General features: G+C 38.7%; 11 protein-coding genes. 10 read left to right on the top strand and 1 reads right to left on the bottom strand.

The genetic code is table 11. The features are described from left to right. Positions 1 to 49: 49 nt before the first annotated feature. Entirely contained in the window at positions 50 to 403 is a 354-nt protein-coding gene (locus tag M3Z76_RS07105; protein WP_293923894.1) for a YgaP family membrane protein, read from the bottom strand. A gap of 145 nt (positions 404 to 548) precedes the next feature. Between M3Z76_RS07105 and M3Z76_RS07100 the strand changes: the two genes are divergently transcribed. The 10 genes from M3Z76_RS07100 (at position 549) to M3Z76_RS07055 (ending at position 12,698) form a co-directional block, all read left to right on the top strand. Continuing rightward, on the top strand, positions 549 to 2,264 hold the full coding sequence (locus M3Z76_RS07100) for an adenine deaminase C-terminal domain-containing protein (protein ID WP_293923891.1): 1,716 nt from the start codon (positions 549 to 551) through the stop codon (positions 2,262 to 2,264). Between the two features lie 11 nt (positions 2,265 to 2,275). Beyond that, entirely contained in the window at positions 2,276 to 3,334 is a 1,059-nt protein-coding gene (locus M3Z76_RS07095; RefSeq protein ID WP_293923888.1) for a DUF3048 domain-containing protein, read from the top strand. Between the two features lie 18 nt (positions 3,335 to 3,352). Next, the gene (locus M3Z76_RS07090) at positions 3,353 to 3,667 is read left to right on the top strand and encodes a YerC/YecD family TrpR-related protein (protein ID WP_293923885.1); all 315 of its coding nucleotides are present in this window, start codon (positions 3,353 to 3,355) and stop codon (positions 3,665 to 3,667) included. Positions 3,668 to 3,944: 277 nt separating this feature from the next. After that, positions 3,945 to 4,628, top strand: coding sequence for a polysaccharide deacetylase family protein (locus M3Z76_RS07085; protein WP_293923883.1), 684 nt, complete (start codon positions 3,945 to 3,947; stop codon positions 4,626 to 4,628). Positions 4,629 to 4,636: 8 nt separating this feature from the next. Continuing rightward, positions 4,637 to 5,221 (top strand): DedA family protein, encoded by a 585-nt coding sequence (locus M3Z76_RS07080; RefSeq protein ID WP_293923881.1) that lies wholly within the window; start codon positions 4,637 to 4,639, stop codon positions 5,219 to 5,221. 13 nt (positions 5,222 to 5,234) lie between these two features. After that, entirely contained in the window at positions 5,235 to 6,383 is a 1,149-nt protein-coding gene (locus M3Z76_RS07075) for an MGDG synthase family glycosyltransferase (protein ID WP_293923879.1), read from the top strand. Positions 6,384 to 6,529: 146 nt separating this feature from the next. Continuing rightward, positions 6,530 to 7,222 (top strand): heptaprenylglyceryl phosphate synthase, encoded by a 693-nt coding sequence (pcrB, locus tag M3Z76_RS07070; RefSeq protein ID WP_293923876.1) that lies wholly within the window; start codon positions 6,530 to 6,532, stop codon positions 7,220 to 7,222. Positions 7,223 to 7,253: 31 nt separating this feature from the next. Beyond that, positions 7,254 to 9,500 carry a DNA helicase PcrA gene (pcrA, locus tag M3Z76_RS07065; RefSeq protein WP_293923874.1) on the top strand — a complete coding sequence of 749 codons (2,247 nt, stop codon included), beginning with the start codon at positions 7,254 to 7,256 and terminating at the stop codon, positions 9,498 to 9,500. A gap of 11 nt (positions 9,501 to 9,511) precedes the next feature. Continuing rightward, positions 9,512 to 11,509 carry an NAD-dependent DNA ligase LigA gene (gene ligA / locus M3Z76_RS07060; RefSeq protein ID WP_293923872.1) on the top strand — a complete coding sequence of 666 codons (1,998 nt, stop codon included), beginning with the start codon at positions 9,512 to 9,514 and terminating at the stop codon, positions 11,507 to 11,509. A gap of 16 nt (positions 11,510 to 11,525) precedes the next feature. Beyond that, complete coding sequence (locus tag M3Z76_RS07055) at positions 11,526 to 12,698, top strand: CamS family sex pheromone protein (RefSeq protein WP_293923870.1); 1,173 nt, start codon at positions 11,526 to 11,528, stop codon at positions 12,696 to 12,698. Positions 12,699 to 12,839 lie beyond the last annotated feature (141 nt).

The raw sequence follows: 12,839 nt of genomic DNA, 5'->3' as shown, positions 1-12,839 counted from the left end.
TAAAAGAAACTATCAGGAAAGTTTAGGCTTTCCTGATAGTTTTTTATGACTAAGAAGGGTTTTGACTGGAATTATTTGATGTCGTAGCATCGGTGTTTTTACCAGAAATAGCATCTGAAAATTCCTTCATAAACTGGCTAACCTGTTCTTTAGACATAAAATCTTGACTGTCAAAGGTGTTTGACGTAGCTTGCTCGTTTTGCATGCTAGTACCCATCATTGCTTTCAGTGGGCAATATTGAAAAACACCTTCCGCAATTTTCATTGCGCCTGCTGCAATCATTAAATGACCTGTCCAACAATTTGGACGATGAGCAATGCGACCGATGCCACAGCCAGTCATTGAAATACCGCAAATAAGTCGCATAAAAGCGCTACGCTCTGAAATATTTTCTTCTAACAAAAATAGTCAGCTCCTTATAAAAAATGTTATTTACATCGCTTTGCTTTATGAAAGTGCTGTGATACGATAAAGGCGATGTATTGCACAAATAGTATGCATCGTTTTCTGTAGAAAATGTATAGGTGAAAAAGGAGGCATTTTTGCCATGCCAGAAATCAATTGGAAGATTAAAGATATTCGAGAGCAAGTTGCTGTGATTGATGGCAAAGTTGCGCCGACGATTGTATTAAAAAATGCACGTTACTTGCATAGCATATTAAAAAAATGGATTGAAGGTAATATTTGGATTTTGAATGACCGCATTGTATATGTTGGAGAACGCATGCCAGCATTTGTAGAAGGCACTGAAATTGTTGATGTAGCAGGAAAAATAATTGTACCAAGCTATATTGAACCACATGTACATCCATTTCAATTATATAATCCGCAATCCTTTGCCGATTTTGCAGCACAAACGGGAACGACAGCATTTATATCCGACAATATGACATTTGCAGCTTTAATGGATAACGAGAAAGCGTTTATAATATTAGAACAGCTTCGACAATTGCCCTTCTCCTTTTATTGGTGGGCACGCTTTGATTCACAAACAGAAACAGAGCTAGAGGAGGAAATTTATTCAACCGCCTCTGTTTTAGAATGGTTAGAGCAGGATTCTGTATTGCTTGGCGGTGAGCTAACAGCTTGGCCAAAACTATTACGTGGAGATGACCAAATGCTCCATTGGATTCAAGTTGCAAAACTAAAAGGGAAGAAAATTGAAGGTCATTTCCCTGGCGCCTCTGAAAGAACGCTAGCTCGCATGAAGCTATTAGGCGCAGATGGTGATCATGAGGCGATGACGATTGAGGAAGTGGAAAGTCGTTTATTACATGGCTATGCAGTGACGCTACGTTATTCATCCATTCGACCTGATTTACCGCAATTATTAAAGGATGCTGTTGCAAAACAATTGAATGTGTTTGACCATTTAATGATGACAACAGATGGCTCTACACCAAGCTTTTATCAGGATGGTATTATGGACAAATGTATCCAAGCGGCACTTGATGCAGGTGTAGCGCCAATTGATGCTTATAATATGGCGACATACAATATTGCGCGCTATTACAATATGACAGGATTACATGGATTAGTGGCAACAGGTCGCTATGCATCGCTTAATATTTTGCAAGATGAATTTTCGCCAACACCAGAGGGCGTATTGTCAAAAGGTATATGGTTAAAGCGGGATAATAGCAAAGTTGCATCATTACCAACAATTGATTGGTCGGCATTTGGTGAGCTTCATATGGATTTCGATTTATGTGATGAAGATTTTCAATTCTCAATGCCAGTCGGAATTGAAATGGTCAATGATGTTATTACAAAGCCGTACAGTATTCCGCATTTAAATCATAGTGCAGCAGATGAATGTTATTTAATACTAGTGGATCGACAAGGGAAATGGCGAATTAATACGATGATTAAAGGCTTTGCTTCTAGTGTACAAGGTTTTGCCTCTTCTTATTCAACGACAGGCGATATTATTTTAATTGGAAAAAGCATTGAGGAAATGAAATTTGCCTTTGCCAAGCTGAAAGAGATGAATGGTGGAATCTTGCTAACGGAAAATAAACAAATTGTTGCGTCAATTGATTTACCAATTGCAGGTAGTTTGTATGATGGCGATGTTGAAACATTAATTGACAAAGAATTAGCGTTAAAGGCTGCATTGCATGAGCGCGGCTACAGCCATACAGATGCAATTTATACATTGCTCTTTTTACAATCGACACATTTGCCATATATTCGTATTACCCGTAAAGGGCTATTTGATGTGTTGAAAAATCGAGTGCTACTATCAGCAGTTATGCGTTAAAGGAGAAAATAATGGATATTAAATTTAAATTATTAGCTAGCCTCAGTGCAATGTTCATCATTGCAGGCTGTGGCAACAAGGCAGAGGAAAAGCCACAAGAGGGAGAAGTAATTGAGGACATCGTGGAAGAAGAGGAGCCAGAGGAAGAGGTAGTTGAACTACCTTTTACAACACCATTTACAGGTGAGGGGATTGCGGAGGAAATTACGCAACGTCCTATTTTAGCAACAATTAATAATCATCCTGCTGCGAGACCACAATCAGGTTTAGCGGCAGCAGATGTTGTCTATGAAATGCTAGCAGAAGGTGATGTGACGCGTTTTTTAGCTTTGTATCAATCTGCAATACCAGAGCAAATCGGACCGATTCGTAGCGCACGCTCCTATTTTATTGATATCGCAAAAGGCTTAGATGCATTTTACATTGCACATGGTTATAGTCCAGAGGCGAAATCAATGCTAGCAAATGGTGTCGTTTCTAACATTAATGGCATGCACTATGATGGTACATATTTTAAGCGTTCGTCTGATCGTATAGCACCTCATAATTCCTATATTTCAGGAGAAAATGTCTTAGCGGGAGCAGAAAAAGTTGGCGCTTCAATGGACTACAGCAAAAAAGTGTTTTATACTTTTTATCGTGATGAAGAAAGTGCTAAAATAGGTACTAGAGCAAATGAAGCGACGATTCACTATAGCCAAAATAGCTCTTTCAATAGCACATATACGTACGATGAGGGAACAGAGCATTATAAAAGATTTTCGGGTAATACCGTTACGACAGATTATTCAACAGGTGAAGAAATTCAACTATCGAACATACTCTTTTTTGAAATGCCACATCGTATCATCGATAATGTTGGTCGGCGTGATATCGATATATCAGCAGGAGGAAAAGCGTATATTTTCCAGCAAGGTATGATGAGAGAGATTCAATGGAAAAATGTTGATGGCTTATTAGTACCAATCGAGGAAGATGGTAGTGAAGTTAAATTAGTGCAAGGGAGATCATGGATCCACTTTGTTCCAACAACACCGGGACTCGCATCTGCTGTAACGTATTCGGAATGAGGAAAGGGGGATAATGAGATGCAAATCGAAAAAATTCGTGGACATCAAACAGAACAATTATTCAAGGCGGTATTAGAGCTAAACGATATTGAAGAATGCTATAAATTTTTCGATGACTTATGCACAATCAGTGAAGTTCAATCGTTAGCACAGCGCTTTGAAGTAGCACATTTACTACGATTGAAAAAAACATATGAAACAATCAAAAAAGAAACAGGTGCTTCCACTGCTACGATTTCACGTGTGCGCCGTTGCTTTGACTATGGAAATGATATGTATGATGAAATGCTAGGACGTCTTTATCCTGATGAGAAACCATTTACACATAAATAAAAACAAGAAGGCTGCAAGGAAAATATTTATTTTCTTTGTAGCCTTTTAAAATATTAAGAAATCCTTCATAATTTCATATAGTAAAAAATTAACTTTATTTTTTATAATAAAGCTATGTGCAACTTTTTATTGAGTATATTCGTATAAAAATAGAAAGAGGAAAATGGCCACAAGTTTCTAATTAATAGCTAATTTAATTCAGCAATGGAAGCTTAACCTTTGACGAATGTTCAAATGCACTTAAAAATGAGGTGTAATTTAGAGGAGGAAGAACAGCTTGGAAAAGAAATGGATCAAACGTACGCTATATGCTACTGGGGCACTGTTGTCTTATTCGATAGTAGCGACGGCGATTTATAAAAAGACAGATGTTGTAGAAAGAAGCTGTTCGGAAGGGATTGCATTAACTTTTGATGATGGACCACATCCTATTTATACACCAAAGCTGTTAGATTTATTGAAGACATTTCAAATTAAGGCGACATTTTTTGTAGTTGGTAAACATGCTGAGGCTTATCCAGAAATTATTGCAAGAATGCACAAGGAAGGACATGCTATAGGTATCCACCACTACCGACATACATCGAATTGGCTGCTTGCACCACATCAGGCAAAACAAGAGATTGAACGATGTGCAAAAGTAATTGAGCAAATTACAGGGGAACAGCCGATATTCTATCGTCCACCATGGGGACATTTAAATGCTTTTACACCATTAGTAGCAAATGGTTATCGTACAGTGTTGTGGACAAGGCATTTTAAAGATTGGCGAATAGCACAAATCGAGCATACATTAAAGGATGAATTGACGAATGCAACGAAGGAAGGTAGCATTTTTTTATTACATGATAATGGGCAAACATTAGGTGCCGATGAGGAAGCACCGCATTACATGCTTGCGCATTTAGAGCAATATTTACAGCAGCATGCTGATACAACGAAGTTCGTCGTGTTAAGGTAGGTGCTAGGATGGATGAAGTTGTAAGATTGCTTGAGACGTATAGTTATGTACTTATTATATTCTCCTTATTTTTTGGAATTGTTGGCATTCCAGCACCTGAGGAATCTTTAATTTTTTTAGTTGGCTTATTTGTTGGTTATGGACGCTTGAATTTAGCTTTATCTATTATTTGTTCCTTAAGTAGCGTTTATATTGGCCTGTTAACGGCATATGCTGTGGGGCGCTGGCTAGGCTATCCTTTTATGAAGCGCTTTGGGAAATTTATTGGATTGACGGAGCGCAATTTGGAAATGGTCAGCACAGGCTTTCAACGAAATGCTTTAAGAACTGTTGTTTTTGGCATATTTATTCCCGGTGTTAGACAGCTTAGTCCATATGTTGCGGGTGTGAGTAGATTACCTTTTAAGCGTTATACTGTATACGCCCTTATCGCTACAATTGTATGGGTGATACCTTTTTTAATAGCAGGGCGCATTTTAGGCTCCGTTTTTCATATCGGACCAGAGGTTGCACCATATATGGGAATAGGTATCGGCGTGATATGTATTGTTTATATACTATGGAAAAGACGCAAAAAGCTACGTTTGAAATAGAGGAGGAACCAACATGAAAAAAGCGCTGTTTTTACCGTTTTTGACGATGCAAACAGGGCATCATCAAGTAGCTGATGCTTTGATGGCATTTATTGAGCAGCATAATGACGATATCGAAGTGAAAAAGGTTGATTTACTAAGCTATGCAAACCCATTTGTAGAAAAAGTCATTTCACGCAGCTATTTATCATGGATTCAATATGCACCGACAACATATGCCAAGTTTTATAGTCGCAAGTTTGATAATCGTAAGGAAGTAAAGTCCGACTTTAAATTTTATAATCTACTTTTGAAATATTTAGTTCGCTTGTTAGAAGAGGAGCAGCCAGATATTATTTTTTGTACGCAAAGCGGCCCTTCTTATTTACTAAACAAGCTAAAACAGGGTGGGCAATGTAATATTCCAGTAGTAAATGTTTATACCGATTTTTTTATGAATCAGCTATGGGGAATTAAAGAAATTGATTATCATTTTGTGCCAATGCAGGAGATGAAGGAGCTACTTTGTCAGCAAGGTGTAGTAGAGTCCAATATATTTGTGACTGGAATACCTGTACATGAAGAAATGCTTCGTACAACAGCCTTACATAATTTTGCACGCAATATTTTAATAGCAGGTGGTAATTTAGGGCTGATGAACTGTCCTGGTTTGTATGAGCAATTAAAGCAAAATAAGCTATTTCATTACTATATTTTATGCGGTAGAAATGCGAAGCTATATGAGCAAGTACTAGCATGGCGATTACCTAACGTCACACCCGTACCTTACATTGACTCACGCTTAGAAATGAATCGCTTATATGACCAGATGGATGCGATTGTGACAAAGCCTGGAGGAGTGACAGTTAGCGAGGTATTGCACAAAAGGCTCCCAATTTTTGTCCACTCTGTTTTACCAGGACAAGAGGAGCATAATTTAAAATATTTAACAGAGCGAGGACTTGCCTATACGCTTGATAAAAATAAAGCGTTACATCAGCAGCTTGAACAAGTACTATTAAATGATGAAAAGATGACACACTACAGACAGCAAGTCGTTGCTTATTTAAATAATTTACAGTTAAAAACAGCAGATGAATGGGTTGATTTTATGCAGACAATGCTAGGTAAAAAAGATTATTTATGCTCAGAGCACTTTACACACAGCCTGACAAGTGTTTAGTTGGAAAGTGGAGAATGTGAGCCCCTCTGCTATATATTTTTTCGAAAGACATGTCTGAATAAATTATTTCAGATATGTCTTTTTTGTTTTGTCCATAATTACGTTATACTTGTAACGATAAACTTTTGAGAAAAGGGTGACATAGTGTGGAATTGAAAAATTGGCGACATGTATTTAAAGTCGATCCAGCTAAAGAGATTTCAGATGAAGATTTAGAAAAAGTATGCGAATCAGGTACTGACGTAATTTTAGTAGGTGGTACAGATAATGTCACATTAGACAATGTGCTTGATATATTAGTGCGCGTACGCAGATACACGGTGCCAGTCGCACTTGAAATTTCCAATGTAGAATCAGTTACACCAGGCTTCGATTATTATTTTATCCCGTCTGTTTTAAATAGTACCGATACGAAGTGGATAAAGGATTTACACCATGAAGCGATTAAAGAATATGGAGATATTATGGTGTGGGAGGAGCTTGTGGCAGAGGGGTATTGTATATTAAACCCAGACTGCAAAGTAGCACATGCAACAAAGGCTAAGACAGATTTATCCATTGATGATGTAGTAGCATATGCGCGTATGGCAGAAAACTACTTTAAGCTGCCAATTTTTTATGTGGAATACAGCGGAGCGTATGGTGATGTGGAAGTCGTACAGGCGGTGAAGGATGTATTAGCGAATACTTCTCTCTTTTATGGAGGAGGCATTACGACAGAAGAGCAAGCTGCTGAAATGGCGAAGATTGCTAATACAGTTGTTGTTGGTAATATTATTTATGATGATTTGCAAGCAGCTTTGAAAACGGTTGATGCTGTAAAAAGTGTTATGATATAATAAGAACGAATGTTCTGTAAGGTGGTGCGAAATGGAGCAAATTACGAAAAATCTACTTGCTGGGATGAATCCGCAGCAGCAGGAGGCAGTAAAAGCAACAGAAGGCCCTTTGTTGATAATGGCAGGGGCAGGTTCTGGAAAAACACGTGTATTAACACATCGAATTGCTTACTTAGTAGTAGAAAAAGAGGTTTATCCTTCTAAAATTTTAGCTATTACTTTTACGAATAAGGCAGCGCGTGAAATGCGTGAGCGTATTGATCATTTGCTTGGCAATGGCACTGGTGAGCGTATGTGGGTATCAACATTCCACTCCATGTGTGTAAGAATTTTGCGCCGAGATATTGATAAACTAGGCTTTTCGAAAAGCTTTTCAATTTTAGATAGCTCAGATCAATTAACAGTAGTGAAAAATGTATTGAAAGAGTTAAATATTGATCCAAAGCAATATGATCCTCGTGCGGTGTTAAGTACGATTAGCTCAGCAAAAAATGCTTGTATTACAGCAAGTCAATTTCAAGCAAACATGAATCCTCATAATCCATTTGAGAAGGTAGTCAGCCAAGTGTACGAAGGCTATGAAAGAAGACTGCGCATTAATCAGTCACTAGATTTCGATGATTTAATTATGACAACAATTAAACTGTTTGAAAAAGTACCAGAAGTGCTGGAGTTTTATCAAAATAAATTCCAGTATATACATGTGGATGAATATCAAGATACCAACAATTCCCAATATACGCTCGTTCAGCTATTAGCAAAAAAATTCCGCAATATTTGTGTAGTTGGTGATTCCGATCAATCTATTTATCGTTGGCGTGGTGCAGATATTACAAATATTTTATCATTCGAAAAGGATTATCCTGACGCAAAGGTGATTATGTTAGAGCAAAATTATCGTTCAACAAAGCGTATTTTACAGGCGGCGAATGAAGTAATTGAAAACAACGAAAGCCGCTATAAAAAAACGCTACGTACAGATAATGATGAAGGCGATAAAATTGTTGTCTATAAGGCATACAATGAAACAGATGAAGCACAATACGTTGTACAAACGATTCAACAGCTAATTCGTAAGGAAGGTCGTAGGCTGGATGATTTCGCTATTTTATATCGTACGAATGCACAGTCACGTGCGATGGAGGATGTGCTGAAAAAATCGAATATGAACTATCAAATTGTTGGTGGTACAAAATATTATGATCGCAAGGAAATTAAAGATTTGCTAGCGTATTTACGATTAATTGCCAACAACGACGATGATATTTCATTAGCGCGCATTATTAACGAACCGAAGCGCAGTATTGGTGCTACATCTTTTGAAAAAATGGCGCTTTATGCATTGCAGCAGGATCGATCGATTTTTGATGCGATGCAGGAGCTTGTTTTTATAGGCTTAACAGGAAAAGCGGCAGCATCAGCGGAAAAATTTTATGAGCTGATTAAAGATTTATCAAATAAACAGGACATACTTACAGTAACAGAGCTTGTAGAGGAAGTGATTGAGCGTTCAGGCTATCGCCAAATGCTACAAAGTGAAAAAACGATTGAAGCACAAAGTCGTTTAGAAAACGTTGAAGAGTTTTTAACTGTTACGAAAGCGTTTGAAGAGCGCAGTGAGGACAAATCGCTTGTGGCATTCTTAACAGATTTAGCGCTTGTTGCGGATATTGATTCATTGGATGAGGAAGAGAAGGCGAAAGGTACGATTATTTTAATGACAATGCACGCAGCAAAAGGTTTAGAGTTTCCTGTCGTTTTCATCATTGGGATGGAGGAAAATATTTTTCCACATTCACGCGCAATGGAAAATGAGGAGGAGATGGAGGAAGAGCGGCGCCTCGCGTATGTTGGCATCACAAGGGCAGAACAGCGCCTTTACTTAACAAGTGCAAGCTCACGAACGATCTTTGGCCGCTCAAGTTATAATTCGGTTTCTCGTTTTATTGATGAAATTTCTGACGGTATAGTGGAGCATACAAGTAAGGCAGGTGGCTATACACATACAGAGGATTTGCCATTTAGAACGAACCGCTACGACCGAGCACCTCAATATCGAGCTGCACAAAAATCGACTTCGCGCATAACACATCAGCAGGCAACAGGTGGAGATCAGCATGGCTGGAAAGCGGGAGATAAAGCAGTTCATGGGAAATGGGGTACAGGCACGGTTGTAAGTGTAAAAGGTGCGGGAGAAAATACAGAGCTTGATATTGCCTTCCCACAAATAGGGATTAAACGGTTGCTTGCGAAGTTTGCCCCTATTACAAAGGCGTAGGAGGAAACCACATGACGGATATTGAAAAACGAATTGCTGAGTTAAATACATTATTACATGACTATAATTATGCCTATCATGTATTGGACAAACCAGCTGTGCCAGATGCAGTGTATGATCAGCTGTTACATGAGCTGATTGCGTTAGAGGAAGCAAATCCTTCTTTTATTTACCCAGATTCCCCTACACAGCGAGTTGGGGGAGCGGTGCTGGAAGGCTTTCAAAAGGTGACGCATAACTATCCGATGCTAAGTCTTTCAAATGCATTTAATGAAGAAGGCTTACGCGATTTTGACCGTAAAGTACGACAAGCAATTGGCGATCATTTCTCTTATATTTGCGAATTGAAAATTGATGGCTTAGCAATTGCGCTACGTTATGAAAACGGGGTATTTGTACAAGGAGCAACGCGTGGAGATGGTACAGTTGGTGAGGATATTACAGCAAATTTAAAAACAATCCGAGCGATTCCTCTTCGTTTAAAGGAGCCTGTAACGATTGAAGTACGCGGTGAAGCATACATGCCGAAAAAATCATTTGAAGCTTTAAATAAAGCACGTGCCGAAAAAGGCGAGGAATTATTTGCAAATCCACGCAATGCAGCAGCAGGTTCTTTACGCCAGCTAGATCCAAAAATTGCAGCAAGCCGTCAATTGTCTACATTTATTTATTCGGTTGGGGGAGATGGTGAAGTTTATGGCTTAGATAGTCATGGTGAAATGCTGGATTATCTTCAGCAATTAGGCTTCCCCTCCAATCGTGAGCGTCAAGCATGTGCAACAATTGAGGAAGTTTTAACGTTTATACAATTATGGACAGAAAAGCGCAATGATTTAGCTTATGAAATAGACGGCATTGTGATAAAAGTAAATCGCTATGCTCATCAAGATGAGCTTGGCTTTACGGCAAAAAGTCCTCGCTGGGCAATTGCTTATAAATTCCCTGCAGAAGAAGTTGTCACGACATTGCTTGATATTGACTTAACAGTAGGACGAACAGGTGTAATTACACCGACAGCCATTTTAGCTCCAGTTCAAGTAGCAGGTACCACAGTGGCAAGAGCATCCTTGCATAATGAAGATTTAATTCGTGAAAGAGACATTCGTATTGGCGATACGGTCATTATTCGTAAAGCTGGAGATATTATTCCAGAAGTAGTCGGCGTGCTATTAGAGCAACGTCCAGAGGATGCTGTGCCGTATGCAATGCCAACAAATTGTATTGCCTGTGATAGCGAATTGATTCGTATTGAAGGTGAAGTGGCGCTACGTTGCGTTAATCCAACATGTCCAGCACAAATTGCAGAAGGCATTAAGCATTTTGTTTCTCGCAACGCAATGAATGTGGATGGCTTAGGAGAAAAAGTCGTAGAGCAGCTATTAAGAGAAGGTTATATTCGAAATGTAGCAGACCTTTATTTACTGCAAGTAGAGCAGCTAGTTGAGCTAGAGCGCATGGGACAAAAATCTGCTAGCAATTTAGTCGAAGCGTTAGAGCGTTCAAAAGAAAACTCTTTAGAGCGTTTATTATTCGGTTTAGGTATTCGCCATGTCGGTGAAAAAGCGGCAAAAATTTTAGCGGAGCAATATGAAACGATGGAAGCTTTAATGGCAGCAACGGCGGAGGAATTAACAGCGATTCACGAAATTGGCGACAAAATGGCAGATTCAGTCGTTAGCTATTTTTCCAATGAAGATGTCCAGCTTCTTATTGCACGCTTAAAAGATGTAGGCGTTAATATGAGCTATAAAGGGAAAAAAGTGCAAGTTGAAGTCGGCGAAAATCCATTTGCAGGAAAAACAATTGTGTTAACGGGAAAATTATCACAATTGACACGAAACGAAGCAAAGGCGAAAATAGAAGAGTTAGGTGGCATCGTCTCAGGAAGTGTTAGTAAAAAAACAGATCTTGTAATCGTTGGGGAAGACGCAGGCTCAAAGCTTGAGAAAGCGCAAAGCCTAGGGATTGAGATATGGGATGAAGAGCGCCTAATCGAACAATTTCAATAGTAAAGGGGCTTGACTGATGACTCGATTTCGCTGGGTATCGGTGCTCGTAGCAGCAGCTATATTAGCTGGCTGTACACCTTCCTTCAAGCAAAGCACGGAGGTTGTACAGCAGACAGACGATGCAGAAGAAGCAGAAACAACACATATTACAAGCAGACAATTAAGTGAAAATTATTATAGGACATTAACACCTTATAAAGAAAGTGCGAGCAGAGGCTTAATTGTCTCTAATATTTATACGAAATATGACGTAAAAGAAGTAGAAAATGGCTTGATGCGTATTTCACAAAATGTTTTTGAAACAGATAAATACTTTTTCCAGGAAGGACAGTACTTATCCGCAAATACGGTAAGCTACTGGCTTGCACGTGAAAATCAAACAACGGACAAAGGTGAAGATTTACAAGGCTTAAACCCGTCTAGTTTAGATGCGAATGGCAAGGAGCTTGCGCCAACTGTTAAAGCTGTAGAGGCACCTGTTTATTTAGCACATATTGTTGAGCAAAATTATTTAACGATGACAGATGATAATAAAGTGAAGCTTGGTGGTATGTCAATTGGGCTTGCGCTCAATTCGATTTACTATTATCAAAAGGAAAAGTATGGGGAATATTTTGAGGAACCAATTCCTAATGAAAAGCTAGAGGCAGCAGCGAAGGAAATAGCAGAGGAAGTTGTAGCTCGCCTACGCACACGCTCAGAGCTTGCAGATGTACCAATCGTTATAGGGCTATTTAAGCAGCAGCCTCGAAATTCCATTGTACCAGGCACTTATTTCGCCTATAGTGTGGTAGATAGCGGGAAAAGCGGTCTAGGTGAGTGGCAAAAAATTAACGAGGCATATGTGACGTTCCCAATGAGCTCACCTGTGGAGATATATCGTGAAGATAATGATAAGTTCCAAAACTTTAAGCAAGACATTGATAAATATTTCTCTAATTTTACAAGTGTTATCGGTACAGGCTTTTATCAAAATAACAAGCTTCAAAATTTAGAGGTGGAAATTCCGATACAGTTTTATGGTACAACAGAAATTATTGGTTTCACACAGTATTTAACAGATGTTATGCTTAAGCAATTGCCTAGCGATGTAACAATTACAGTGAGTGTGACATCGGTTAATGGACCAGAAGTATTAATCAAAAAGGAACGCAATAGCGATAAGCCTTTTGTCCATATTTATGAATAGTAGCAAATAGCAGTTGTATGAGAATGTGATTTTACAATGTATCACTTCTCATGCAACAGTTTATTATTTTCTCTGTTAAATAACGATGTTCTAAGCAGACATAGGCTTTTGGACAGCCCTGCTCATTTTACGAGGAGTATC

The organism is Metasolibacillus sp. (assembly GCF_025291715.1).
GTDB lineage: Bacteria > Bacillota > Bacilli > Bacillales_A > Planococcaceae > Metasolibacillus > Metasolibacillus louembei.
The sequence above is the reverse complement of the archived record's forward strand: the minus strand, read 5'-3'. Positions and strand labels throughout refer to the sequence as shown.

Bases quoted from the DNA above. Each gene is read 5' to 3' on its own strand.
- M3Z76_RS07100 (WP_293923891.1), top strand. From the start codon at position 549: ATGCCAGAAATCAATTGGAAGATTAAAGATATTCGAGAGCAAGTTGCT.
- M3Z76_RS07095 (WP_293923888.1), top strand. From the start codon at position 2,276: ATGGATATTAAATTTAAATTATTAGCTAGCCTCAGTGCAATGTTCATC.
- M3Z76_RS07090 (WP_293923885.1), top strand. From the start codon at position 3,353: ATGCAAATCGAAAAAATTCGTGGACATCAAACAGAACAATTATTCAAG.
- M3Z76_RS07080 (WP_293923881.1), top strand. From the start codon at position 4,637: ATGGATGAAGTTGTAAGATTGCTTGAGACGTATAGTTATGTACTTATT.
- M3Z76_RS07075 (WP_293923879.1), top strand. From the start codon at position 5,235: ATGAAAAAAGCGCTGTTTTTACCGTTTTTGACGATGCAAACAGGGCAT.
- pcrA (WP_293923874.1), top strand. From the start codon at position 7,254: ATGGAGCAAATTACGAAAAATCTACTTGCTGGGATGAATCCGCAGCAG.
- ligA (WP_293923872.1), top strand. From the start codon at position 9,512: ATGACGGATATTGAAAAACGAATTGCTGAGTTAAATACATTATTACAT.
- M3Z76_RS07055 (WP_293923870.1), top strand. From the start codon at position 11,526: ATGACTCGATTTCGCTGGGTATCGGTGCTCGTAGCAGCAGCTATATTA.